Genomic DNA, 24,679 nt, shown 5'->3' with positions numbered 1-24,679 from the left:
CGTGGAAGGAAAATGCCCTGGCAGGCAGGCCTGCTTCAGGTTGTCTGGACTTTCTCGGGCGGTGCAAGGCGCCATGCGCCGAAAACCAGGTTGACGAGAATCGCCGTGAGCGTGCCGGCGGCCATGCCGTTGCCCAGAACGATCTGCACGTAAGCGGGAAACGACGCGTACACGTTCGGCACGAGAACCGGCAACAGGCCCGTGACCAGGGCCGCCGCCAGCGTGTACTGATTGCCGCGTGCATGCAGATCGACCTTGCCGAGCAGATTGATGCCCATCACCCCGATCATCGCGAACACGATCAACGCCGTGCCGCCCACCACCGGCGCGGGAATCGCAGAAGCGAAGCGGCCGAGCGGCGCGAACAGCGCGACGATCATCAGCATGGCGCCCGCCGTTGCGGTGACGTAGCGTGAGCGCACCCCTGTGGTCTGCACCACGCCGATATTCTCGGCGCTCGTAATGATGAGCGAGGTGCCCAGCAGTGAGCCGAACAGTGAAGCCACCGCGTCGCCGCGAATGGTGCGCGGCACGTCGCGCCGCATGTCGATCTTGCGCCCCGTGATTTCGCCGACGGCGACGGTTTGCGCCGTGGCCTCCGCCATCGAGATCACGCTGAAAATGAGCATGGGCAACGCGGCGACCACGTCGAAGTGCGGCATGCCGAACGGCAGCAGCACAGGCAGCGCGAAGAGCGGCCCGGAGCCGAGGCCCGTGGTCGGCATCAGACCGAGCGACCACGCCGCGAACGTGCCAGTCGCGAGACCGATCAGAACCGCCAGCCTGCCCGCCGTGCCCTGAAACACACGTGCCACGCCGAGCGTCGCGACGATCGTCAGCAACGCCAGCGCGAGCGACTGCGGTTGCGCGAAGCCGGGCTTACCAGGCTGCCCGACGACGATGCCCGCATAGATCCGGATAAGGCTCACCGACACGAGCAACAGCATCGTGCCCACCACGACGCGCGGAAAAAAGCGCAGGCAGCGTGCGAACACCGGCAGCACGAGCCAGTAGAACAGGCTCGTGAGCAGCGCCGCGCCGGCCGCCGTGGGCAGATCGGTTTGCGTGGCGATCACGGCGAACAGCATGGCAGGCGCGCCGCCCGGCACCATCACGAAAGGCAGGCGCGCGCCGAGCGGCCCTGCGCCAAGCGATTGCAACAGCGTGCCCGCCCCGCAGACGAAAAACGTCGCGCCCATCAGATGCACGGTCATTTCCGCCGGCAACGACACCATCTTCGACACGAGAAATACCGCGGTGACGGGCGACGCCGCCATCGACAGCACATGCTGCAAGCCGAACAGCGCGAGTTGCCATGCAGGCAGGCGTGCGTCGACGCTATGTGTGGCGCTATCTGTGCTCACGTTACCTCCTGGAATCGACCGCGCAGTGTTTAAGCACGCAGCCACGGCAACTGCTCGCGGCTGTAGCGGAAAGTCTGGAACACACTGTTCAACTGGCCTGGCCCGGTCTTGCGCGCGGCCTCGTCGGGATACTGATCGAACCAGGGGATCACGTATTCCCACACCACTTCGCGTGCGGGCGTCACTTCGAAAAGCCGGCCGGTCGCGGATTCGGTAATGTGCGTGTTGCCGTTCCACAACCGTTGCGCGTTGCCCATGAACGCGCTGTAGAACGCGTTGACCATGTCGTCCGCATAGGACCACACCACGTCGTGCGTAGCGGGATCGATTTCGAGTACCCGGGAAAACGCGACGTGCGCGCCGGCGCGAAAGTTGCCGTTGTCGAACGTGAGAATGTTGCCGTTGGCGAGCGGTACAGGTGCATGCTGATGCGACACGACGGCCGACGGAATGTGCAGCGTGACGTCCTGTGTTTCGCGGCTCACCGCGATGATGCCGGACGTAGTGCGCAAGCTCATCAGCACTTCACCTTTTGCGTTCACGCCAAGTCCGTTGACGAGCGGCCAGTGATAACGCCCGAAGCCCGCTGCGATCGGAAAGTCTTTTGGGTTCAGATGCTCCCACGCTTTCCACTCCCACACGAGTTCGCCCGCCCGATTCACCTCGCGGATCACGTCGCCATACATGACTTCGTCGGGCGCGTGCGCCGTGCCGCCCTGCACGCGCTCCGCAAAACCCGCCGGGACCGGCGCACAGGCCGCGTAAAGCAGATTGCCGTTGGGCAACCATTGCGCGTCGTGGTGATGCGCCGGGTCCTGGTAGCGCCACACCACTTCGCCTTGCGGCGTGACTTCGTAAAAGTCTCCGCCGTGCCACATCGACCACGGCGCATAGCGATCTTCCGAATCCGCATGATTGCCGTTGTAGCCGAGATTGCCATTCGGCAGAATCACCGCATGGCGGCCGGCGCGCACCGGCAGAGTCCATTCGTGCACCACTTCGCCGTGAATATCGACGAGATAGACATGGCCGCGCGCGGTTTGCGGCGCAATCAGCGTGTAGCCGCCTGCAGACAGCGCCGGGTCGTGAGCAATGAGGCCGACGCCGCGGCGCCGCTGGGTAATCTGATCGACGGTGGTGATCACGGTTTGCTCCGTTGAGATGACATGGAGCAAAATCTAGGCTATTCACTCTGTCAGGAAAACATGATTGTTTTTGACGGCCTGTATGGAAAAACTATACGGTGAGCTGATGCGTCCAATATCACAGACATTCCGCTGTTTCGACGAGGTCGTCCGGCGCGGCTCGATCCGCAAAGCCGCCGATTCGCTGCACCTGACTGCTGCCGCCGTGCACCAGCAAATCCTCAATCTGGAGGAGCAGGTCGGCACACCGCTCTTCGACCGCCTGCCGCGCGGCATGCAGTTGACCACCGCGGGTGAAATCATCATTGCGGCTGTGCGCCGCGGGCAACGCGACTTCGACAATGCAATGACACAAGTGGAGGATTTGCGCTCGCTTCGCCGCGGGCACATAAATCTCGCCGTGTCGCCGTCATCTGCGGAACAGCTCGTGCCCGACGCCATCCAGGCTGCCATGCAGAGCTACCCTGGCGTGACCTACAGCGTGCGCTCGGGCAACGGAGAAAGTATTCTGAAGTGGGTGGAGACGGGCGAGGCGGACATCGGCTACGGCCTGCGCCGCAAGCCGCCGCCAGGCGTGGTCGAGGTGCGGGCGTTCTCGCAGCATCTGGGGCTCGTCACGCCGCCGGGCCATCCTCTGACGAAGCTCGGCAAGCGGCCGCGTTTGCGCGACTGTCTCGACTATCCGCTGATCCTGATGACGCCCGATACCGAACTGCGCGCGATGGTCGACCAGATCGACCACCGTGAACAGCGCAAGGCGCGTCCGCTCGTGGAGAGCAGTTCCGTTTCGATGGTGCGGCGGCTCGTGGCGGACGGCGTGGGCATCGGCTTTCTGATTGCCGAGAACGTGGTGGAAGACGTGGCGCAGCGCAAGCTCGCGTGGACACCGCTCGCCGACGCGGGTGCCCGATCGTTTAGTTGTCTATATCAACGCTCGGATCTCACCACGACGGTCGCGATGAGCATGTTCCTGCAGTTTCTCGGCCACTCGATCGAAGCGACCGAGAATCGCTTCCATACGCCGGCTCGAACCTCGCGCACTCCGCGCACTCCGCGAAAGCGTACGCCACGTATTACCTGAGCATATCTGCGCCCACGTGGACGGACGCCTCGCCAGCAAATCGTTGGGCGCATGCCTGTCTGACCTGCTCGATCACGATCGGCCAATCTTCACCGAGCGCGCGACGAAACACGCGCAGTGTATGCGGATACCACGGCGAGTCGCTGCGCTCGCGCAGCCAGCGCCAGTCGATGTCCCGGTCCGGCAGCATCACCCAGCACGGCTTGCCGAGCGAAGCCGCGAGATGCGCAATCGACGTATCCACACAAATCACGAGATCGAGTTGCGCGACGATCGCGGCCGTATCAGCAAAATCGGCGACCGACGCGCCAAGGTCGAGCAGCGGCTGACCGGCGGGCGGCCGTTGTGCCTCCCCATCACCTTGCCCCTTCTGCAGACTGACGAAGTTCAGGCCCGGCACGCTCCACAACGGCGCGAGCAGATCGAGCGACGGAATCGAACGATTGGCGTCGTTATGGTGCTTCGGATTGCCTTTCCACACGAGACCCACCTTGCGGCCAGGCGGCAGCGCATCTAGCACCGGCTTCCATTTCTCGACGAGTACGTTTTCCGCGCTCAGGCGGACCGGGCGCGGAATCGTGTCCACCGTCGTGCGCAAATGCAGCGGTGCGCTCAGCAAGCTCGTCCAGCAGTCGTACGTAGACGCGTGCGCGATCGCGGTATCGTGATCGCATACGCTGTCTACCCCGTCCACGGAACGCATCAATCGATGCAGCGCCGGCACGCATGCAAACGTGATCCGCGCTGCGCCTTGTGCTTTTAGCAGCGCAAAATAGCGGCTGAACTGCAACATGTCGCCCAGGCCGTCTTCCTGCCAGACGAGCAGCGAGCGACCCGATAGCGCGTCGCCGGTCCAATGCGCGCACGCAAGCATCGAGCGCGTGTGCCAATGGACGAAACCAGGCTGATCGTAGCGGCACTCGTACAGCGGCCAGCCTTCCTCGAACCGGCCCATGCCGAGCAGCAGCACGGCGAGGCCGAATGTCGCGTCGCCATAATCCGGACGTAGTGCAAGCGCGCGACGATACGCGCGCTCGGATTCGTTCAGTCGGCCTAATTGCACCAGCGCAGCGCCGAGGTTGTAGTGCGCCTCCGCCATATCGGGGCACAAGGCTGCCGCCTGTGCGAACACCTCGACGGCCTCGGCCATGCGGTCCGCGACGCGCAGCACGCAACCGAGATTGTTATACGCATGCACGATGTCGGGCCGCAGGCGCATCGTCTCGCGATACGCCGCCTCGGCTTCCGCCAGGCGGTCGAGCTTGAAAAGCGCGATGCCCAGGTTGTAATACGCCTCGGCGTAATCGGGCCGGCGCGCAATCGCCTCGCGATAGGCGGCTTCTGCTTCGGCCGGCCGCTGCAGCAGATCGAGCACCGTGCCGAGGTTCAGATGCGCGTCGGCGTAGTCGGGGCGAATCGCCAGCGCGAGCCGGCAGGCCAGTTCGGCTTCCGCGGGCCGGCCCATTATCTTCAGCACGCCCGCGAGATTATTGAGCGCCTCCGGATATTGCGGGCGAACCGTCAACGCCTCGCGATACGCGGCGTCGGCCTCGACAGGACGGCCGAGTTGCAGCAGCACGTTGCCCAGATTGTTGTGCGCTTCAGCATGCGCGGGCAACCCGCGCAACGCAGCGCGGTACGCGACTTCAGCCTCTTCATAGCGATGCAGATTGTGCAGCGTATTGGCGCGGTTGTAATGCGCTTCGGCGAAATCGGGACGAAGCGTCAGCGCCGCCCGGTACGACGCCTCGGCGTCCTCCAGATAGCCAAGCTCGTAGAGCACGGAACCCAGCCGGTTGTGCGCTTCGGCATGATGCGGCATGAGCGCGACCAGTTGCCGGTACGCCGCTTTCGCCGCCGACAGGCGTCCAAGCGATCGGAGCAGCATGCCCAGGCTGTCGACCACTTCCGGATACGCAGGTTTGATCCGCAGGCATTCGCGCCAGTAGCGCTCGGCGTCGGCAGGCGCGCGTAGGCCGAACGAGCACGTGCCTGCAACGTTCAGCGCGTCAGCCCAGACATCGACGCCCACTTCGTCCACGTCGGCTTCTTCCAGCACCGGTTTTACCAGCGCGAATGCCTCGGCGAATTGTCCAGCCGTGCAAAGCGACGCGGCCTGCCGGTTCAGGTCAGCCAATGAGGTAACGAGTGGAGTGGCGAGCGTCTGCGTCACAGTCATCAGTACGGATGGCGCGGCGGCGGGAGGTCCGCCGTCGCAACGGTCAATGGGGCGCCAGCAGGCAGGTCAGCAGCAGTACATTACTCACAGCTTAAGCGAAGCGGCAGTCGCTTCATGCCGGGAAATGAGCCGGTTTCGGTCGTCTGTTCCTTCGCTATAGCCGGCATCACCGTGAAAAATATCGCTCGACGATGCTAGAATCGCCGCGTCTTTACATTTGGCTATCATGACCCGACGTTCCCGCAACCACCTCACCGCATGGCTTGGCCTGATCGCCATGTGGCTCGTCGTGGCCGCGCCGCTCGTCAGTCAGCTGCTTGCGGCGAGCCGCGCGCAGGAGCCCGTTGCCGCATTGTGTTCGGCGCTTCAGCCGGCTGGGCAGAGTGTGGTGAGCCACACCGTTCAGCGCGACCTGGCGCCGGTCCATCTGAGCCATGACGACGCTTTCGGCGCGTGCGGTTACTGTCATCTGCTCGAACATCACGTTGCCATGCCGGCCGTTGCCGCAGTCGCGGCGCCCGCCGCGCTCGCGCTTTCCGGCATCGCGCCACCGGTTCTTTCAACCCGCTTCACTCCCCTTGGTGCGTTCCCGTCCGGACGCCCCAGAGACCCGCCCGCCTTTTCCTGAACGCCGTTGCCCCCGATCACGCATGTCGCCACACGCGGCGACGGTGCGCGCGATCGCCCGTTCAATGCATCCAGGAAATGCATCATGTCCCACTTCGCCCTGCGAAGGCTGCCCATTCGCGCTCGCCGTGGCGCGCGCCGTTTCACGCTCGTGCGCATCACGCGCCTGTTTTTCAACGACGCTCACGCGCCGGTCGCAAGCTGTCGCACCGCCCGCTGGCCCGCATTCATTCCGGCGCTCGTTTCCGCGTTCGTGGCTTCGCCGGCCCACGCCGACAACGCGATCGCCGAGACCACGCTGCCTTCGATCAACGTTACGGCGGCCGCCACTGACGCTAACACCGCCAACGGGGCCGCCATGTCGCGCGCAGTCGATCCCAACCTCCCCGCGACCGTCGAAACCGTGACGCGCGACCAGTTCGACAAATGGAACGTCGTGAATACGGAAGACGTGCTGAAGTACATGCCGAATCTTGCCGTGCGCAAACGCTTCATTGGCGATCTGAATTCGATCATCGCCGTGCGCGGCACGAGCAACACGCAAAGCGCGCGAGGTCTCGTCTATGCGGACGGTCTGCTGCTCAGCAATCTTCTCGGCAGCAGCTATTCGTTTCCGCCGCGCTGGTCGATGGTGTTTCCCGAAGAGATCCAGCAGGTCGACGTGATCTACGGTCCGTTTTCCGCGCTTTATCCGGGCAATTCGCTCGGTGCAACGGTGCTGATCAGCACGCGCATGCCAAAGAAGTTCGAGGCCGACGCCGACGTCAAGGCGTTCACGCAGCACTTCAGCCTGTTCGGCGTGAACCAGAATTTCAGCGGCAGCGAAACGAGCGCCTCGATCGGCGACCGGATCGGCCAGTTCTCTTACCGGCTCGGTGTGAATCATCTGGAAAACACGAGCCAGCCACTGCAATTCGCAACGCTCGCACGATCGTCCACGCCCGCCAAAGCCGGCGATACGCCCGTGACCGGCGCCTACTTCTACAACAACCAGACCAACGCGCCGACCGCGGTACTGGGCGTGAATGGCGAGGGCATTGAACATACCGTACAGGACCAGTTCAAGCTGAAGATGCAGTACGACTTCACGCCGACGCTGCAAGGCGCGTTCACACTGGGCTACTGGCACCAGACCTACAACAGTCAGACGTCGAGTTTTCTTCGCGACGCGAACGGCAATCCGGTTTACAGCGGCAAGGTTTCGATCGGCGGCTACGAATACACGATTCCCGCTGCGGCGCTGGCGCCGAGCCTTGGTCACAGCGAGAACTGGCTCTACGGCCTGACGCTCAAAACGCGCAATGCAAGCGGCTGGAACGGCGAAGCGGTCGCATCGTTTTACGATGTCGGCAATAGCGTAGCGCGCACCGCGGCTTCCGGCGCGCCGGGCAATGGTCCGGGTACGGTCATTTTCGGCGCCGGCACCGGCTGGAAAACACTCGATCTGCGCAGCACTTACACTCCCATTTCAAACCAGGCAGGACTAACGAATCACGCGCTGAGCGCAGGCTATCACTACGACAACTACTTCGTCGACAACGAGAGCTACAACACGCTGAACTGGCGCGACGGCAGCGCGACGTCGTTCGCGAATGCTTTCAGCGGAAAAACGCAAACCCAGGCGTTATATGCGCAGGATGCATGGCGCTTTCTGCCGCGCTGGCGACTCGTGTACGGTCTGCGCTACGAGGACTGGCAGGCATACGACGGCTCGCAGGCGCTGCCCGGCAAAACGGTCGGTTATGCCGATGCGAGCCAGCACCACTTCTCACCGAAAGCGGCGCTTACATTCGACGTCACCGACGATCTCACGCTGCGCGCTTCGATTGGCCGCGCGTACCGGTTCGCCACGGTCAGCGAATTGTTCCAGGGGCAAATCAATGGGTCGTCGATCGTCAACAACAACCCGAACCTGAAACCCGAAGACGATCTCTCCAAAGAACTCACTGCGGAGTGGGCGCACTGGAACGGTATCTTCCGCCTTTCGCTGTTCCAGGACGACGTGAAGAACACGATCTTCAGTCAGACCGACACGACGGTGATTCCGAACGTGACGAACTTTCAGAACATCGGCAAGGTGCGCTCACGCGGCGTGGAAACGAGTTATTCCGGCGAAGACGTATTCGTGCGCGGTCTCGACCTGCTGGCGAGCGTCGCCTACACGCAATCGAAGATCGTTGCCAATGCACAGAACCCGGCCACGGTCGGCAAGTACTTTTATCGCATTCCGCTGCGGCGCGCGAATCTTGCCGCGACGTACCGCTTCGACGAACGCTCGTCCCTCACCCTGGCCGCACGTTATTCGGGCCGTCAGTACAACACGCTGACTAACACCGACACGAATCCCAACGTGTTCGGCGGCACCAGCACGTACACCGTCGCCGACGCCAGATTCACGTTCAGGCCGACGAAGCTCACTGAAATCGGCGTGGGCGTCGACAACATGTTCGATGCCCGCTACTACGTCTATCACCCGTATCCGGGCCGCACGTTCTACGCCGAAGCGAAGTTCCGCATGTGAACCCGAGGCCGCGCGCTTCGGCATGAAGCTCGCGCTGCCGGCATCACTCAAACTACTCATGGCAACAGGAGGATTGCATGTCCACCACGACCGCTCAACGCACGGGCAGCGTCACCGGCGCGGCGAACGCCGGTTATCGCACGCTGTGGCGTTGGCACTTCTATGCCGGCCTCTTCGTGATGCCGTTTCTGATCGTGCTGGCGATCACCGGCACGCTGTACTGCTTCCAGCCGCAACTCGAACCGCTGCTGTATCCGCACCGGCTGGTCGTCGAACCGCGAGCCACGCCACGGCTGCCCGAAGACGTGCTGCTCGCGCGGGCGCGCGCGGCGCTGCCGCCCACAGCGAAAGCGCTGACCGCCGAGATCGGCACCGCGCCGAAGCGCAGTGCCGAGTTCATATTCCGTCTCGCCGACGGCGACAAGGAGAGTGTGTACGTCAATCCATTTAGCGGCGAGGTACTAGGCACGTTAAGCGTCGAGCACCGGCTCATGCAGGTCGTCCGTATGCTGCATCGCAAGCTGCTGCTTGGCAAAGCGGGCGAATTGCTGATGGAGCTGGCCGCATGCTGGACACTCGTGATGCTCGGTACGGGCGTCGCGCTCTGGTGGCCGCGCGGCGGCGCCACGCTGCGCTCGGCGCTGAAACCGCGCTTCACGCTGAAGGGGCGTGCGTTGTGGAAGAACCTGCACACGGTAATGGGCATCTGGCTCGCGCTCGGCGCGCTCGCCTTCGTGTTGACAGGACTGCCGTGGTCCGGGTCGTGGGGCAAGCAGTTCAAGGCGCTTGCCACCGCGTCGAATCTCGGTGCGCCGCCGGGCGCCTGGGGCGGCCTGCCGTTGCGCTCCGCGTTGCCGGGCGCGCCGGTCGCGCCGGTCGCGCCGGTCGCGGAATTGCTTACGACGAGCGGCGCAGTGAAATCCGCCACCGGACACGACCTGCATCGCGAGCATCGCGCTCAGGCGGATGACGCCGATACGGACACCAACACGATGCCCGGCATGGTGATGGACGATCTGCCGCTGCGACAGACACCGTGGGCCGTCGGCGACGCGCCCGTCCCTGCTTCCCGTTCCAGTGCGCGAACAGCGAACCCATTGCCGCCTGGTCGCGTTGTTCAGATCGTGGCATCGCTCGGCATAACGGATCGCTACAGCCTCGTGCTCCCCGATTCCGCGACGGGCGTGTATAGCGTCTCCTATTTTCCCGCCGACCCGCGCGCCGAGCGCACGCTTTATATCGACCAGTACAGCGGCGCGGTGCTCAGGGATATCCGCTATCGCGACTATGGCGCGGTGTCGAAAGCGGTGTCGTTTGGAACATCGTTGCACATGGGCCGTCTTTTTGGACTCGCGAACCAACTGATCTGCGCGGCCATTTCGCTAGGCCTCGCGGCCATGGCCGTCACCGGTTGCGTCATGTGGTGGAAACGCCGCCCGTCAGGTTCGCTCGGCGCGCCCGCCCGCGAACGCGGCAAGCCGCCGCTGCGCGGCTGGCGCAGCGCGCTGGTACTGCTCGGCGTCATCTTCCCGCTGATGGGCGCGACGCTGCTGGCGGTGTGGCTGGCGGACTGGGCCTGCTTTGGACGCGCGAAAAAAACCGCATGAGGCGGGATGGACCAGGCGCGTCTGCCCTCCTCACCGATTTTCGCACTTTGGTCCAGGCCTATTTGCACCACGCTCTCGTTTACGATACATTTTGCTCGTTTATGATCGTTTTAACGAACCGAGCAAGGTGACGACATGCAGCGAACGCGGCAGGAAGCGCAAGACGGTCTCCTCCCCGAACAGCGGGAGCAGTTGATCCTGGACAGACTCCGTGCGCAAGGCCGAGTGCTGGCCGCTACGCTCGCCGAAGAGTTGAAGACTTCGGAGCACACGGTGCGCCGTCATTTGCGCGACCTTGCCGATCAGGGACTCTGCAAACGGGTCTACGGCGGCGCACTGCTGGTCTCGCCGGCCGGCTCGTCGCCGGCTCTGCGCATGCATGAAGCGGTGGACCGCAAGGCACGGCTTGCCGCGGCCGCGGCTGCGATCGTACGCGCCGGGCAGGTCATCCTGCTCGACGCCGGCTCGACCAACAGCGCGATCGCCGAGGCGCTGCCCGAGCACGCCAATCTGACCGTCGTGACGAATTCACCCGATGCCTGCTCGCGTCTGCTCGACCGGCCGGGCATCGAGGTGATCCTGATCGGCGGCCGCATCGCGCCCGGCTCGGGCGGCTCGCTCGGGGCTACCGCGCTGCTGCAGATCCAGCAGATTAAAGCCGACCTGTGCTTTCTGGGCGCGTGCGCTTTCGATCCGATCGAAGGCGTCGCCGCCTTCGGCGCCGAAGACGCCGAACTCAAACGCGCCATGGTGCAGGCGAGCGGACAGGTCGCGATCGCCGTGACGTCGGAGAAACTGATGACGGCCGCGCCGTTCATGGTGGCGGACGCTACAAGCGTGGACCAACTGTTCGTCGAGGCGGATGTGCCAGCCGAACGGCTGGCACAGCTCGAGGCCGTGTGCGACAACGTGACGGTAGTCCGCTCATGAGCCAGGTCAGCACACCCTTCACGGCGAGTGCCGGGCGTCCGGTGAAAGAGCGCGTCGCAACGCTCGGCGTCTTTCTCGCCAATGGCTTCGGGATCGGCGCATGGGCCGTCGAAGTGCCGCGAATCAAGGAAAATCTGGCGCTCGGTGATACTTCGCTCGGCCTTGCGCTGTTCGCGTTCGCGCTGGGCGCGATCGTCGCAATGCCGCTTGCCGGGCAACTCGCGCCCCGTTTCGGCTCCGGCCGCAGCACGGCGCTGCTTGGCGTCATCTTCGTGATCATGTTGCCCATGCCGGCGTACGCGCCGAACCTCGCCACGCTGTGCGCCGCGCTGCTCGTGCTCGGCGCGGCGAACGGCGCGCTCGATGTCTCCATGAACGGCCATGCCAGTACGATCGAGACGCAATGGCAAGCGCCGATCATGTCGTCGTTCCACGCGGCATGGAGCGTCGGTGGGTTGCTTGGCGCCGCAGCCGGCGCAATGCTGCAGCGAAACGGCGTCGGCGTGGCCGGCGGCCTGTTCCTGCCGGACGCGTTCATCGCACTCCTGATTGTTGCCGTCGCGCTGCTCGCGTTGCGCGGCGTCGCGTCGAAAACCACCCTTTCCAGTAGCGGCTTCGTGCTGCCGAGCGGCAACGTCATGAAGCTGGCGATGCTTGCTTTTCTCTGCATGCTCGTCGAAGGCGCGGTTGCCGACTGGAGCGCCGTTTATCTGCGTTCGGTGCTTCACCGCGAAGCGAGCGTCGCGGCAGTCGGCTACTCGGCATTCGCGTTCTCGATGGCCGCGTGCCGGATCGTCGGCGACGTATCGGTGCGGCGATTCGGTTCCGCTCAGGTCGTCGTGCTCGGCGGCGTAATCGCCGCTGCCGGACTGGCGCTCGTGCTCGGCTGGCCGACCGTGTCGACGGCTTGCGTGGGCTTTGCGATGGTCGGCGTCGGACTTGCGAATATCGTGCCGGTGATTTTCAGCGCAGCGGGCCGCACGACCGGCACGCCGGCCGTCGGCGTGTCCATGGCGGCGACCGCCGGGTATGCGGGCTTCCTGATCGGGCCGCCGCTTATCGGATTCGGCGCCGGCCTGTTCGGCTTGCGCATTGCGCTATACGTGCTCGTGACGGCAACGCTGGTGGTCTGCGTGGTCGGCGGGCGGGCCGTGCGCAGCGGGCAAGCCGCGTAGGCGGTTCTATTTCGCCTCTTTGTCCAGCATCCCGATCGGCTTACGCTCGACAATACCGTCGCGCACGACGTGTGCGCCGATCGGCCAGCTCAGCGCGCCGAACAGCGAGCGCGGCTGCTCTCCGTTGTCGAGCCCGGTGACCGGCCACTCGTGTTTTGCCGGCACCCACAACGTGTCGAACAGGTGATCCCATATCGGCAGCAATTGCGCGAAATTGTGATCGAAATGTTCTGGGCGGACGGAGTGATGCAAGCGGTGATATTGCGGGTTGTTCACCCACGTGATGTAGCGGCCGAGGTCTGCGCGCAAGTTAAGGTGCGCGAAATAATTCCCGAGCATGAAGACGACCGTGGTGGCGCCGACGATCCACGGTTCGACCTTGAACAGTACGCCCACTAGCGGATACAGCAAGCAACCCTTGATGACGAAATCGAGCCAATGATGCCGAAGCGTGACCGTGACGTTGAATTCCACCGCGCTATGATGGAGCGAGTGCAGTTTCCACAGTACCGGCCACGTATGCTGCAAACGGTGGAACGCGTATTCGAGAAGATCGATGGCAAGCACGACGATCACGAATGACGCCACCGCGCCCCACCCGCGCGAATTAAGTGTCACCATGCCGCCGCCAAGTGCGTTCACCACGGCTACGCCCGCGGCCGCCGTCAGCGGCTTGAGCAGTTCGGACAATGCCAGGTAGAAGCCGGCGTAAGCCATGTTGAAGCGCTGCCCGGTGCGCGACTGCAATAAAACTGCGGGCCAACGCCGTTCGAGCGCCGCGCCTCCGGCCATCATCGAAAGCACAAGCACATAGGCGCGCAGCCAGATACCACCGTGATGCAGCAACTCAGGAAACGGACTCGACGCGAACATGTGATTCCCCGTAGAGGACGGTGCGCCCATGGCACGCTGTGCGTTCCGACTCACCGCCACGCGGTTCGTGGCGGTAATCAACCGTGCACGACCTTGAAAGGCTGGCCGGTTGACCGCACTGCCGAAGCTAAGGAACATCGCAAAATGGACCGCCCGACCATGATATCGCAGCGCCCTTTTCAACACGCAAACGGCCTTTAATACCGGGTTTTCATCGAGCTTGCAGCTTTACAACATGAAGAGATTACCGACCTGCGCGCCGGATGTTGCGCCGGCGCGCCTGTCGACGTGATTTCCTTAACGCGCGTTTTTGTCCGTGGCGACGACATGGATACTTAACGCCTGTCCGTTAGCGGCAATGTCGAGCAGACGGTCCACGTTCGGATGCGCGCCAGGGCGGTTGCGGGCGTCCGCAGTATGTTCTGCGAACACCGCGAGGCCATGCTTCGCAGCGCTGGCATCCAGCTTACCGAACGTTTGCTGCAGATAGTGGTACACCGCCACAGAACCCTGCTTGCCCGGCTTGTTTTCAATAGTGGCCACCACCGCGCCCTGCCCGTCGATCAGATCGACGCGTTCGATACCGTCGATTGCGGGCAGTTGCGCGAGATTGTCCTTGAATACGTTGGTCGGTTGAATCATTGAAAGCGCTCCTGAAGTCTCGGATCTGGACGGGGCCGTATCTTATCCGATCAGGCTAGTGACGGTGCGCCTGCTACCCCCGATCGCCCACTTGCGTGGCACCCAAGCGTTGTCACCGATTTTCAGCGGAGCGCCGACGACGCAGCGCAGGTTTTGCGCCGTGTCGCCGGCGGCAGCGTAAGCTCAGCTCTCAAGCTTCGACAGTGTCGAGGTCGCGGGATCGTATCGGTAACCTCTTTGCGCGAGCCGCTCACTCATTGTCGAATAGATCATTTTTTGCTGTATGTCGCGCGACACCAGTTCATGATCCGGTTTCAAACGTTCGAGTTCGGACGATAGCCGCCGAAGCAGAGCGACCTCCGCATTGCTACGCGCGTCGACAAACAGCACTTTCTCGCTCGCGACGCCCAGCCGCTGTTTAAGTTCTCTGGAATGCGCGACCCACTGCTCGGCATTCGCACGCAAGTCATGCAGCGCTTTTTCATAGGCTTTCGCCTGAGCTGCCAACTGACGTTGCAGCGCGGCCACTTCCTCCGACGCGGCGGTGTTAGCCGACCCGCTGTTCGCCTGCGGGTGGTGCTGCGCCTCTTCAGCGCGCAGCCGCCCCTGATTCGCGCGGCTTTGATCCGCGAGGCGTTGCTCCAGTATCGCCGCGTACTGGTCGCCTTTCTCCACACGCGCTTGCGCCGCCGAGGCCTCCTGTACGGCGCGCGCCAGTTCCTCCGCAGTCGCGGCTTTCGCTTCGTTTAGCGTGACGATCTGCTGACGTGCTTCTTCGAGTTCGCGGCTCAGACGCTGCAATTCGTTCGTGTGCGTCGACGCGTTCTGCTGATGTGTCGCATTCGCTTCCCGTTCGCTCGCAAGCAGTGCGCGGGCATCGGCCAGTTCGGCTTCCAGCGCAGCAATGCGCGCGACGCTTTCCTCTGCTTGCGCTGCGGCTGCATTGGCGCGGGCCATCGCGCTCTCCGCGCGTTCGGTCGCGGCGTTCGCTTCCTGCGTCCAGCGCTGCACATCGTCGGACTTGGCGGCAAATTCGCTTTCGAGCGTGGACGCGCGGGCGCGCGCCTCGTCGCGCTCGTTGGTGAGTCGCGCGATGTCTTCGCTCTGGCGCGCGACATTCGCCGTCAAGGCCTCGTGCGCGTGCCGCAGCTCGTCGTGGGCCGCCTTGCTGTTAGCGAGTTCCTCGCTCAGGCCCGCGCCGGTCGCAAGCGAGGCCTCGTGCGCTTGCCGCTGCTCGTCGAGCGCGGCTCTGGTATGCAAAAGTTCTTCGTTCAGGCTCGCTATGGTCGCGGCTGATGCTTCATGCACGCGGCGCTCGTCTTCATGTGCTGCTTTGACGCGCTCGAGCTCTTCATTCAGCCCCGCTACATTTGCAAGCGATGCCTCATGCGCGCGGCGCTCCTCTTCATGTGCAGCTTTGCTGCGTGCAAGTTCTTCATTCAGGCTTGCGGCATTCGCAAGCGACGCTTCCTGCGCTCGCCGTTCTTCTTCGTGCGCGGCGCGACTCTGCGATAGCGCATGCTCCGCCTCAGACGCGCGCTGGGCAAGCTGCGCCTCGCGTGCTTCAGCGGCGTGCTCGCGCGCAGTGGCCTGAGCGAGTTCATCGCGCAGACTCGCTGCGGCGCTTTCCGCTGCGCTCGATGCGTTCGTCAGCGCCTCAATCTGCTCGCGCGCAGCGTCGAGTTCGTTGATCATGCGCTGATAGGCGCCCAGCGCCTCGTCACGTTCTTCCGCAACCGCCTCGAATTGCGTGTTGAGCACGGCTAGCCGCTCGTTCATCGCGCGCTCAGCGTCGTTCTGCGCGGTTGACCACAGCCGGCTGGCCACACCGGTAAAGCTTTCTGAAAGCTCGTGCGGGATGGCTGAGCGGATTGGCACGGGCGGCGCGCTGGGCTGACGCGCTTCGCGCCACCGCTGTAACGCGGCCGCAATTGCGACGATAGACCCGCTGCGAATCTCGGACCAGACGGTCAGCGGCGAAACTCTCTGGCCGTCCGTCACCTGACGGTCGGCGATTTCTGCGATCTGTTCATCTGTAATCGTATTTGCGTCCATCGACATAAAGCGCCTCAAAGAATCAAAATGACCTGGCCAAAGCTTTACTCATCGATACGTTACCTCGTTCGCGCGACATCCCCGCTATCAGCAAGGACAAGGTCCAGTCGCACCCCTATTCTAAAGGCGAACCGTGGCGTCTGGCCGGTTTGCTTGCGGTCAAGGGTGATCGCCCAAGGATTTTATCCGCGCCACGCGTGCGCTCACGAAAACCCATAGCGGCTATTTCACCGCTCGCCGATTGGCGACGCTATCGAAACTGGCTGGACCGGTCCGGCCAACCAGTTCGGCACGTGCGTCGCGTTCGTTCTGCGAAGAGCGCCTGACATCGTGATATTCGCTAAACGGAACCGACGAGTAAAGCGCGCATGAATGCCGCTTACAGACTTATCGCTTTCGCTCTCGGAGAGAGAATAGAAACGGCGCAGCAGCATTCACTTGAATGAGCTGCCACGCGCGTGGTGAGACCGGTCAATTGACTCGCGGATGCAGTCAGCTTTTGCCTTTGAGCGTAAAAGGCGCGAGCAGCGATTGCACGTCGACCCGCTGCCCTTGCAACAGTAGCAGCCGCGCGTGCAGTACGGTGTTCTCCAGCACCAGCTTGGCGGTGCTCAGCAGATAGAGTGCGTGAATGTCGGAGACGGACAGGGTGCCGTTCTCGATCAGATGGTGCCGCTCGACGAGGGAACTCATTACCAGACGTCGTAATTCGTGCTCGCTGAACGGCAGGTCGGCGTAATCAATCGGGTCTTCGGTTTCCACTTCTCGCAGCAGGTCCACCAGCGCTTCTGTGCTCACGTCCATGAGTCGGCTCCACGATGTTCGAAGAAACCCGCCGGGTTGTCACCCAGCCACCCACCTCTTTGCGCTTATAGCCTACCGTTTCTATTCTTGAGCGTCCAGTCCGAAGTAGACGCGCGACCCGCACACGAGGCTCAGGCTGCCGCGTGCAGATGCGCGCGTTGAACCTCGACGAGGTCGAGAAGCGCCTGAACCACCCGCTCCCGCTCCGGCCAGTTCTTCGCATGCTCGCCCGGAATATATTGCACTGGCGCCACGCTGCGATAGGGCGGCGGATAACCCCAGATCGCATCGTGCACTTCAGGACGTGTGACGCTACCGCCGATCACAGCGACAGTGGGACGATGGAATGCGGCGGCCACATGCATCAGCATCGACGAATTGGACAAAACGACGCTTGCGCCTTCGGCGAGCGCGAACACTGTGCGCATGCTCACGTCGCCCGCCACTGAGCGGATAGGAACGCCTGCACCCGCCGCGGCGATGGCTTCCGCAGCGCGCGTTCTATCGGCCTCGCTGCCGACGATCAGGATATCGCAGGCGTCGCCACTCTGCTCGAGCGTTCGTGCGACGCGCGCGAGCGCCATGCCAGCTTCGCGCGCGTCCCAGGCCTTGGTCGGCACACCCGCGCCGACGCCCACGAGCACGCGCACCGTCCGGCGACCGGAAGCGGCATCGGCGCTCCAGATTTTGGCGGCAAGCGCGCGTTCGTCGTCGGTGAGAAATAGTTGTGGCCGCGCTTCCGGCAGTGCGGTTGCGCCCAGCAATTCGCCTTGAGCGAGCGCAGCGCGACCGCACTGACGCCTTGCGAATTCGATGTACTCCTGACAACCGCTGTAGCCGCCGCGATATCCGCGCACGCCGATGCGATAACGCACACCCGCGCGCATCATCAGGATGGCGCCCATGTAGCTGCCCAGCACGTCGATCCCGACATCGAAGCCGCCACGCTTGCGCAATGCGGCGACCTGCGGTGAGTTCCACAGGAAGCGCAACACGTTGCGATGCGAGCGGTCTTCGACCAGCTTGTTATTCCAGGGCGCGTCGATCTCGACGATCTCGTCGACGAAAGGGTTGTTCTCCAGGATGGGACGTCCCCAGCTGCCCACGCCGGCAACGAGGCGCGTGTTCGGAAAGCGCTTGCGCAACGATTCGAAGAGCGGCGTGGTGGTAAGCAGTTCGCCGAAGTCGTTCGGCCGCAGCACGAGAATGCTGCGTGGCGTGGCGCGATGCGGATCAAAACGCGGCGGGTAGAACCGGCTCATCATCCAGGCCGGGGTCTCGATCAGCAGGTTTTTCCAACCCATGGCTTCTCCGCAGTGGCGTTGAGTTTATTGCCTTCGCCGCGCGCTCGTGTGGCGCCTGCGCATGGCTGCCCGTGCGCGTGGCGCGACGCGTCGCACGGATAACGTCCCGATTGTGCACGCTTGCCGCGTCGCAATATGTGGCCAGGCGTACAGAAACGCGAACGTCGAGCCGTGAAAACGCGCGGGTCCGCTATGGAGCAACAAGCGAAAAAAAGGCCGCTCGAATGGCGGCCTGAATCGACTGGATCTGACAGGTTGTGGGCGCGCCGCTCGTCCTGCGTGCGGCGCGCCTTTGTGGAGCGGCTCTTATTGACCCGTGTATCCCACAGGAACGGTCGAATTGTTCTTCGCCACCGTTGCGTTGGCCGACACGATGTACTGCGGCACTTCGGTGAGCGTCAACGAAACGGCACCGTTGGTGTAAGGCACCGTCGTAACGTTGCCATAACCATCGATCTTCGTCACATTGCCCGACGTGCCCGCGTTGTCGACCTGGAGCGTGTAGCTGGTCGAATAAGTCTGGCTATACACGCCGCCACTCGTCGGCCATTGCGCATTGTTGTGCGCCCATGCGGCGGTCACAACCTTGCCATTGCCGAGTTGCTGGAACGCATACGCAAACACGCCGGACGGCGCACCGTTCACGCGGCCGAGCGTATTCGTGCCGTCGAGAACACGCGTCATGGTGGCGAACGCCATGGCTTCAGGCTTCGGCGAGAGGTTCGTCGCGCCGAATGCGCCTTGCGCGTCGTTCAGATCGAAGAACGAACCGTAACCCACTTCGCCTGGATAGTCAGGACCGTAGAACAGCGTCGTGACCTGCGCACCGCCGCCCAGCACGATGATGTGCGCCCGCACGCCAACCGCCGCCTGCGCGAACATCTGGTTTTGCGACGGCACGTTCGGTCCGTAGTTCAGACCCGGATCGTAGCTCACGCCCGCCTCCGTGAAGAACAGCTTCATGTTCGGCTTGCCGGCCTGCATCACCGAACGCAATTGCGCCATCTGGTTATCGAGTGCATTCGCCTGGTTTGCGGTGCTCGGATCGGAATCCTGCAACTCCGGCGGATGAGCCGGATACGTGCCTGCGTTCCAGTAGCCGTGCGTGGCGACCGCGTCGATGTAATTCCACAGACCGAGCGCACCGAACTTCTGCAGATAGCCCGTGGTGCATGTATCGCAGTTCGCTGCGAACGGATTGCCCGTGCCCATCACGACCGCATTCGGGTCGGTCGAATGAATGCCCTGATAGGCCGCCTTGTACATGGCGACGAAGTTAGCGTCGCTATCGGCCCAGCCGAGGCTCGGCTCCCACGTGACCTGATAGTAGTTCTTCTGCTGGTTCGGGTAGTTCGCCGCGCGGATCAGGCTCGTGTCAGTACCGACCTTGCTCATGAACGTCTGGAACTCAGGCATGTTCAGCGGCGCGTAATAGCTGTCGTTGAACTGACCGGTCTTCGAATCCCATGCCGGCAGTCCGTCGAGACGCACGATACGCATCTGGTCCGGGTTCGCCTTGTAGAACGGATCGAGATCGTTCACGCTCGGCGTGTACGTGTTCGGACCGTTCGGCTCCATCGCCGACACCTGACGGTCGTCGATCGTCCACGAGATGCCCAGTGCGTGCAGCGCGGCAATGTTGCCGTTGAAGCCCTGCATGCCGAAACGATGCTGATCCTGATGCGCGTAGGTCACCGTGCCCAATACCGAACTCAGGTTCGGCAGGACACCGAAGGTCGCAATGCCTTGCGGACGCGTGCCGCTTTGCGGCAGCGTGCCCCCGTTGGAGCGAAGTGTCGCGGTGAGTGCGCCATACCCCGACCACGTCGACGTACAGGGAATGGTGTTCGTCTGCACACCTGAGCTAACCGGGAAACTGCCCTGCGCCTTGATCGAACCATTGGAGTCGGCCACGGACCACACGACGGTATCCGAACTTGACGTGTTGGTGGTAATCGAGAGCTTGAACGGAGCGTTGTTCTGGAATACCCGCAGACCGTCAGTCGTCGGCGTGTCGGCGCTGATTACACCGTTCGGTGTGCCGCCGGCGGTTTGCGTCGGCGCGCTGCAGGACAGCGTCGCCGTGGTCGGCGTGGGTGTGGGCGTAGGTGCCGGGGCCGCCGTTGCGGACGGCGTGGGAGACGGGGCTGGCGTTGGCGTTGGGGTTGGCGTTGGGGTGGGCGTAGGCGCCGGTGTTGGCGTGGGCGTGGGCGTGGGCGTCGGCGCCGGTGTTGGCGTCGGCGCTGGTGTTGGCGTCGGGGTCGGCGTTGCTGCTACCGCCCTCACCCAGCAGGACTTGCCATAGCCGAATGCGGGATCGGTCTGTGAAACAGCGCCTACGTAGCAACCGACGCCGTTACTGAACGTACGCGGGGCGGTCAGCATGACTGATGGTGCGTTGGGCGGCACTGCGCCAAACACGACTGAACCCGTTCCAAGGAACGAACATCTGGCGTTCTCCTGACCGCACAATTTGTATTGCTGGCCAGAGACAGTGATTGTGCTGGTCTGGGCTTGCGCGTTTTCCGCGCACAGCCAGGTCAGCATGGTTGCCGCCGCAACCCCTAGTAATTTCAAATTTCTCGTCATTGTCCAAACGTTCGCTAAGGAAGAGGTTATCCCCGAGAATTGCGCAAGATCGATCCAGGCCGTCCTGCTTCTGCGTTATTGATCTTTTGAAGCTCATGCGGCACGCCATGAGCTTTGATTTACCAAGGCCGTGTTGCGGAGACCTTATTTATTACGCATCCCTTACTATATTGACGGCTATTGGCCGACAGAGTTGGGAAATGCGCTCGCGCAGACAAACGCGCGTACTGCCAGACACGCGCCGTTCGACGCATGTGCTGCTTCATTGAGGACAACTGATGACGGTGTTTAGTCCTCTGCCGCTTTCCGTTCATGGCCTCGCATGTGCCACTGCAGCGCGAAAATCCATGAATTGACCAAGCGGAGGCAATCGCGCGCGAATTGCTCGACAGCAGCAGTTGCGAGCCTTAAAACTTGCCGCCCTTCGCACCGCAGTCGAAGAAAAGACAACGCTGCTGTCGGCAAATCCGTTGGCTAGGGCTATTCCGAACCGCAACAAACTTACCAAGCGTAATTTTTACGGAATATCAATGTAGGTAGGCGCAAAGTCGGCATTACTTACGTGATCTTACGGCAGCGGAATTATAAACGTTTCAAAGCTGAAACGTTAAAGGGTAACGCGGATAAGCAATGATCCGAGAAGAAGACGCGTAAATTACTGTCGGATATTTCCGAGATCGCGCGTGAAAGAGGCAAGTCTGCCCCCGTGTGGTCCAGAAGTGCGATTCATATTCCCCGAGATGCTGGCGGACAACGAAAATATTCTATTTATATTAATAATATAAAAACAGAATGTCTCGCTGGAAATTCGCTTTACGCGAATACCGACGAATGACTTGCCTGCAGGTGAAATGGTCGCCGCGCGAGATTATGTACTTCGTCATCCTTATCAAATGACTTTGTCAGCCATAGCAGGCGAGAAACATATCGGCCGCTGATTCGGCCACGCGGCGTTGCTCTGCTTTGCCAAGGCGCGGCTGACCCATTGCCACCTGTGGCCAGAAGGCAAACGCCTTTACAAGCCCCTGCAACTGCTGCGAGGCAAATATCGGATCGGGCGCCTTGATCCGTCCGTCCACAGCGGCAGCCTTAACCCACACAGTCAGATCCTCTTCGCGTTCGCCCATGCGCGCTACCATGTCGCGCGCACGCTCAGGCGAGTGAATGCCGGCAGCAATTGCCACGCGCGCAAGCGCGAGAAATGCGTCGTCATTCATCACGCTCAATTTTTTTTGCAGGAGCCTCACCAGTTGCTCCCGCAATGGTTGCTCGGCCGAATAGGCCTGTGCCTCGCCCACTTCACTCGAATCCCACAGTTCATGCAGGATCGCCGCAAACAACGCTTCCTTGCCCGAAAAGTGGTTGTAGACGGTGCGCTTGGACACGTGTGCGCGCGCTGCAATCCGGTCCATGCTCGTGGCGTCGAAACCCGCGGCGAGAAACTCCTCGGTCGCTGCATGGATCACCGCAGCCCGCTTGCGATCGGTGAGACGAAGAGAAGTGTCAGTAGTAATCATGGCCAAAATATTACACCATGCAGTTTACTTTTCCCAAAACTAAACTACACTAGACAGTCTACTTTCCGGATTGGGGCAGCCTTTCATGAGTTCGTTTTCCAGTACCCTCCTTCGCGTGTTGGGTTTGACTGCCGCACGACGCGGGCGCGAGTCGTTCGAGTCGTCTGCTCAGCACGATGGCCAGCGATTTCGCAACGTCAAGCCGCGCCCTGAAGAGGGTTTCGGCAAAACTCTGCGCATTGCGTGGAACGTGCTGCTCAATAAGCCGGCCGGCACAATGCCTGCCGGTCCCATTCCGGTGGAAACGCTCACGCGTGAGCAGCTCGACGCGGCGCCAGATCGCAGCCTGTATCGTCTCGGCCATTCCACCATCCTGCTGAAATTGCGCGGTCAATATTGGTTAACCGATCCGGTTTTTGCGGAACGTGCTTCACCGTTCCAGCGAGTTGGTCCAAAGCGTTTTCATGCACCGCCCATTGCGCTCGCCGACCTGCCTGCGCTGCGCGGCGTGATTCTTTCGCACGACCATTACGATCATCTGGACCATGAGACCGTACTCGCGCTCGCTGAAAGAACGGACGTTTTCCTGACCCCGCTCGGTGTTGGCGACCGGTTGATCGAGTGGGGTATCGACGCTCGAAAAGTCCGGCAATTCGATTGGTGGCAAGAGGCCAACATTGACGGCCTGACGCTGACGGCAGCGCCAGGTCAACACTTTTCGGGCCGCAGTCTCTTCGACGGCAACAGTACGCTGTGGGCGTCCTGGGTCATTGCCGACAACGAACTCAAAATCTTTTTCAGCGGCGACACCGGCTATTTCGAAGGGTTCCGGCACATCGGCGAAAAGCTCGGGCCGTTCGACATTACGTTGATTGAAACAGGCGCGTACGATGCGCAATGGCCCTACGTTCACATGCAGCCCGAAGAGACGATACAGGCTCACCTGGATCTTGGCGGTCGCTGGCTCGTACCGATTCACAACGGCACATTCGATCTCGCGATGCATCGCTGGCAGGAGCCGTTCGAGCGCATCGCCGGGCTTGCGTCCGCGCACGGCATTGCGCTCTCCACGCCACGTGTGGGCGAACGGCTCGATCTCAACGCACCGCATCGGGGCAAAAAATGGTGGCGCGAAGTAGCGGATGTAGCCGAACCAGGCGCGCGGCGCCGCTGGTTCGGCTGCAAGAGCGAAGACCCGATGAGTTCGTAGCGCAAGCGATTGCGGTTTAAAGGCAGGTCTATGGAGCACGTCGCGATCACCGGTTGCACAGCACCCGGCGCCGCGCCGTTCGGCAGCAGGCACACGCATCGATCTCCAGTTCGCAAAGGCGGCCGCTCCCCGTTTAAATCGCCGTTCTGTCACGAGAAGAAGCGACAATGGCCAACTCGAAACCGTTTGTTTTCTGGAGCGGCGATTTGCGGTTGGGTATCATGGGCGATTGAAACGCGTGAAAGACCGGCTGGTTGATATGAGGAATAGTGTAAAAACCTTGATTGTGGGCGTAGTGCTGGCCGAGGTAGCGTTAGGCGCATATTTTCTGTCCCCGAAAAGCGACCCAGCCACCGATACGCCGGACGGTACGATGAGCCGTGCGTCCGGCACAGACACGGACGATATTGACTCGACCGACTCGCACGTCATTGCGGGCAACATCGTGCGCGCAACGCCCTCGCGCGCTTCCGAAAATGGCGCGCTTCCGGCGCCGCTGCAAACCGCTCCAAGCGTCGCCGTGAACGGAGAGTCGCTGTATCAGCACATTGCGCCGCAGTCGCAACAAACTGCACCGGCTCCGCAGGCCGCCATGGCAACGGAGCCGCGCAGAACTGCCGTAGAGGTCGATCCGAACGTTGCCGCTTACGGGTCCAATATCACGGCGGCCGACCCCAAAGCCGCCCCGGCGCCGCGGGTGCCGACCACGCGCGACAGCTTGCACCGTCATTCGGTGAATCCTGTCGCCGCCGCCATGACCGACCAGCTCGTGAAGGAATCCGCGCAACTCGACCCGAACCTGCCGCCGCCGGACCCGTCGCTGCGCGTCGTCCCAACGCGGCGTAGTTCCAATCCAGTCGCGGACGCCATGACCGACCAACTGGTCAGGCAATCGTCGAGGCTGGACCCCGCTCTGCCGCCGCCGAACCCGTCAGGCGCCCATTGAGTGCCTGTTTCGTCTAACGGCGCGGCACCGCACGCCGCGTCGATCGCGCTTTTCTTTGCTTTCCCATCCCTTGCAGACCGGCGACGTGATAAATTCCCGCGTCTTTCGGT

19 protein-coding genes are annotated in these 24,679 nt (G+C 62.5%); 9 read left to right on the top strand and 10 right to left on the bottom strand.

All coding sequences use genetic code 11. The features are described 5' to 3' along the window. Positions 1–35: 35 nt before the first annotated feature. Together AAGS40_RS17890 and AAGS40_RS17885 are read right to left on the bottom strand one after the other, a co-directional pair. Positions 36–1,364, bottom strand: a complete 1,329-nt coding sequence (locus AAGS40_RS17890; protein ID WP_345816113.1) for a uracil-xanthine permease family protein — start codon at positions 1,362–1,364, stop codon at positions 36–38. A 29-nt stretch (positions 1,365–1,393) separates the two neighbouring features. Further along, positions 1,394–2,509, bottom strand: a complete 1,116-nt coding sequence (locus tag AAGS40_RS17885; protein ID WP_345816112.1) for an aryl-sulfate sulfotransferase — start codon at positions 2,507–2,509, stop codon at positions 1,394–1,396. A 106-nt stretch (positions 2,510–2,615) separates the two neighbouring features. Here AAGS40_RS17885 and AAGS40_RS17880 point away from each other — a divergent pair, with 106 nt between their 5' ends. Next, positions 2,616–3,590 carry a LysR family transcriptional regulator gene (locus AAGS40_RS17880; protein WP_345816617.1) on the top strand — a complete coding sequence of 325 codons (975 nt, stop codon included), beginning with the start codon at positions 2,616–2,618 and terminating at the stop codon, positions 3,588–3,590. On the opposite strand, the gene AAGS40_RS17875 is transcribed toward AAGS40_RS17880, so the two are convergent. Then, entirely contained in the window at positions 3,583–5,769 is a 2,187-nt protein-coding gene (locus tag AAGS40_RS17875; protein ID WP_345816111.1) for a tetratricopeptide repeat protein, read from the bottom strand. The genes AAGS40_RS17880 and AAGS40_RS17875 overlap by 8 nt on opposite strands. A gap of 226 nt (positions 5,770–5,995) precedes the next feature. Here AAGS40_RS17875 and AAGS40_RS17870 point away from each other — a divergent pair, with 226 nt between their 5' ends. The 5 genes from AAGS40_RS17870 to AAGS40_RS17850 all read left to right on the top strand — a co-directional run bounded on the left by AAGS40_RS17870 (position 5,996) and on the right by AAGS40_RS17850 (position 12,629). Next, positions 5,996–6,397, top strand: a complete 402-nt coding sequence (locus tag AAGS40_RS17870) for a DUF2946 domain-containing protein (RefSeq protein ID WP_345816110.1) — start codon at positions 5,996–5,998, stop codon at positions 6,395–6,397. Between the two features lie 84 nt (positions 6,398–6,481). After that, on the top strand, positions 6,482–8,917 hold the full coding sequence (locus AAGS40_RS17865) for a TonB-dependent receptor (protein ID WP_345816109.1): 2,436 nt from the start codon (positions 6,482–6,484) through the stop codon (positions 8,915–8,917). Positions 8,918–8,994: 77 nt separating this feature from the next. After that, on the top strand, positions 8,995–10,524 hold the full coding sequence (locus AAGS40_RS17860) for a PepSY domain-containing protein (protein WP_345816108.1): 1,530 nt from the start codon (positions 8,995–8,997) through the stop codon (positions 10,522–10,524). A 135-nt stretch (positions 10,525–10,659) separates the two neighbouring features. After that, positions 10,660–11,454, top strand: coding sequence for a DeoR/GlpR family DNA-binding transcription regulator (locus tag AAGS40_RS17855; protein WP_345816107.1), 795 nt, complete (start codon positions 10,660–10,662; stop codon positions 11,452–11,454). Continuing rightward, positions 11,451–12,629: an MFS transporter gene (locus tag AAGS40_RS17850; protein ID WP_345816106.1), complete on the top strand. Its 1,179-nt coding sequence runs from the start codon at positions 11,451–11,453 to the stop codon at positions 12,627–12,629. The genes AAGS40_RS17855 and AAGS40_RS17850 overlap by 4 nt, the downstream gene beginning before the upstream one ends. A gap of 6 nt (positions 12,630–12,635) precedes the next feature. Here the strand turns inward: AAGS40_RS17850 and AAGS40_RS17845 are convergent, their stop codons facing one another. The 6 genes from AAGS40_RS17845 to AAGS40_RS17820 all read right to left on the bottom strand — a co-directional run bounded on the left by AAGS40_RS17845 (position 12,636) and on the right by AAGS40_RS17820 (position 20,221). Further along, positions 12,636–13,502, bottom strand: coding sequence for a sterol desaturase family protein (locus AAGS40_RS17845; protein WP_345816105.1), 867 nt, complete (start codon positions 13,500–13,502; stop codon positions 12,636–12,638). A 297-nt stretch (positions 13,503–13,799) separates the two neighbouring features. Continuing rightward, positions 13,800–14,144, bottom strand: coding sequence for a DUF2322 family protein (locus AAGS40_RS17840; protein WP_345816104.1), 345 nt, complete (start codon positions 14,142–14,144; stop codon positions 13,800–13,802). A gap of 183 nt (positions 14,145–14,327) precedes the next feature. Beyond that, positions 14,328–16,205: a DNA-binding protein gene (locus AAGS40_RS17835; RefSeq protein ID WP_345816103.1), complete on the bottom strand. Its 1,878-nt coding sequence runs from the start codon at positions 16,203–16,205 to the stop codon at positions 14,328–14,330. Positions 16,206–16,691: 486 nt separating this feature from the next. Beyond that, a complete protein-coding gene (locus tag AAGS40_RS17830; protein WP_345816102.1) occupies positions 16,692–17,003 on the bottom strand; it encodes a hypothetical protein in 312 nt (103 codons plus the stop codon). 131 nt (positions 17,004–17,134) lie between these two features. Continuing rightward, on the bottom strand, positions 17,135–18,307 hold the full coding sequence (locus tag AAGS40_RS17825; protein ID WP_345816101.1) for a glycosyltransferase family 9 protein: 1,173 nt from the start codon (positions 18,305–18,307) through the stop codon (positions 17,135–17,137). A 306-nt stretch (positions 18,308–18,613) separates the two neighbouring features. Continuing rightward, on the bottom strand, positions 18,614–20,221 hold the full coding sequence (locus tag AAGS40_RS17820) for a hypothetical protein (RefSeq protein ID WP_345816100.1): 1,608 nt from the start codon (positions 20,219–20,221) through the stop codon (positions 18,614–18,616). Positions 20,222–20,249: 28 nt separating this feature from the next. Here AAGS40_RS17820 and AAGS40_RS17815 point away from each other — a divergent pair, with 28 nt between their 5' ends. Then, the gene (locus AAGS40_RS17815; protein ID WP_345816099.1) at positions 20,250–20,612 is read left to right on the top strand and encodes a hypothetical protein; all 363 of its coding nucleotides are present in this window, start codon (positions 20,250–20,252) and stop codon (positions 20,610–20,612) included. 1,186 nt (positions 20,613–21,798) lie between these two features. Here AAGS40_RS17815 and AAGS40_RS17810 read toward each other — a convergent pair. After that, positions 21,799–22,413, bottom strand: coding sequence for a TetR/AcrR family transcriptional regulator (locus tag AAGS40_RS17810; RefSeq protein WP_345816098.1), 615 nt, complete (start codon positions 22,411–22,413; stop codon positions 21,799–21,801). 85 nt (positions 22,414–22,498) lie between these two features. Between AAGS40_RS17810 and AAGS40_RS17805 the strand changes: the two genes are divergently transcribed. Then, positions 22,499–23,623, top strand: a complete 1,125-nt coding sequence (locus AAGS40_RS17805) for an MBL fold metallo-hydrolase (protein WP_345816097.1) — start codon at positions 22,499–22,501, stop codon at positions 23,621–23,623. A gap of 373 nt (positions 23,624–23,996) precedes the next feature. After that, complete coding sequence (locus tag AAGS40_RS17800) at positions 23,997–24,569, top strand: hypothetical protein (protein ID WP_345816096.1); 573 nt, start codon at positions 23,997–23,999, stop codon at positions 24,567–24,569. The last annotated feature ends 110 nt before the right edge of the window (positions 24,570–24,679 follow it).

The sequence above is a fragment of the Paraburkholderia sp. PREW-6R genome (genome assembly GCF_039621805.1).
GTDB lineage: Bacteria > Pseudomonadota > Gammaproteobacteria > Burkholderiales > Burkholderiaceae > Paraburkholderia.
The sequence above is the reverse complement of the archived record's forward strand: the minus strand, read 5'-3'. Positions and strand labels throughout refer to the sequence as shown.

Excerpts from the sequence above, each read along its gene's own strand:
- AAGS40_RS17845 (WP_345816105.1), bottom strand. The coding sequence starts at position 13,502 with ATGTTCGCGTCGAGTCCGTTTCCTGAGTTGCTGCATCACGGTGGTATC.
- AAGS40_RS17810 (WP_345816098.1), bottom strand. The coding sequence starts at position 22,413 with ATGATTACTACTGACACTTCTCTTCGTCTCACCGATCGCAAGCGGGCT.
- AAGS40_RS17835 (WP_345816103.1), bottom strand. The coding sequence starts at position 16,205 with ATGTCGATGGACGCAAATACGATTACAGATGAACAGATCGCAGAAATC.
- AAGS40_RS17850 (WP_345816106.1), top strand. The coding sequence starts at position 11,451 with ATGAGCCAGGTCAGCACACCCTTCACGGCGAGTGCCGGGCGTCCGGTG.
- AAGS40_RS17880 (WP_345816617.1), top strand. The coding sequence starts at position 2,616 with ATGCGTCCAATATCACAGACATTCCGCTGTTTCGACGAGGTCGTCCGG.
- AAGS40_RS17870 (WP_345816110.1), top strand. The coding sequence starts at position 5,996 with ATGACCCGACGTTCCCGCAACCACCTCACCGCATGGCTTGGCCTGATC.
- AAGS40_RS17865 (WP_345816109.1), top strand. The coding sequence starts at position 6,482 with ATGTCCCACTTCGCCCTGCGAAGGCTGCCCATTCGCGCTCGCCGTGGC.
- AAGS40_RS17830 (WP_345816102.1), bottom strand. The coding sequence starts at position 17,003 with ATGGACGTGAGCACAGAAGCGCTGGTGGACCTGCTGCGAGAAGTGGAA.
- AAGS40_RS17875 (WP_345816111.1), bottom strand. The coding sequence starts at position 5,769 with ATGACTGTGACGCAGACGCTCGCCACTCCACTCGTTACCTCATTGGCT.
- AAGS40_RS17800 (WP_345816096.1), top strand. The coding sequence starts at position 23,997 with ATGAGCCGTGCGTCCGGCACAGACACGGACGATATTGACTCGACCGAC.
- AAGS40_RS17805 (WP_345816097.1), top strand. The coding sequence starts at position 22,499 with ATGAGTTCGTTTTCCAGTACCCTCCTTCGCGTGTTGGGTTTGACTGCC.
- AAGS40_RS17860 (WP_345816108.1), top strand. The coding sequence starts at position 8,995 with ATGTCCACCACGACCGCTCAACGCACGGGCAGCGTCACCGGCGCGGCG.
- AAGS40_RS17840 (WP_345816104.1), bottom strand. The coding sequence starts at position 14,144 with ATGATTCAACCGACCAACGTATTCAAGGACAATCTCGCGCAACTGCCC.
- AAGS40_RS17825 (WP_345816101.1), bottom strand. The coding sequence starts at position 18,307 with ATGGGTTGGAAAAACCTGCTGATCGAGACCCCGGCCTGGATGATGAGC.
- AAGS40_RS17855 (WP_345816107.1), top strand. The coding sequence starts at position 10,660 with ATGCAGCGAACGCGGCAGGAAGCGCAAGACGGTCTCCTCCCCGAACAG.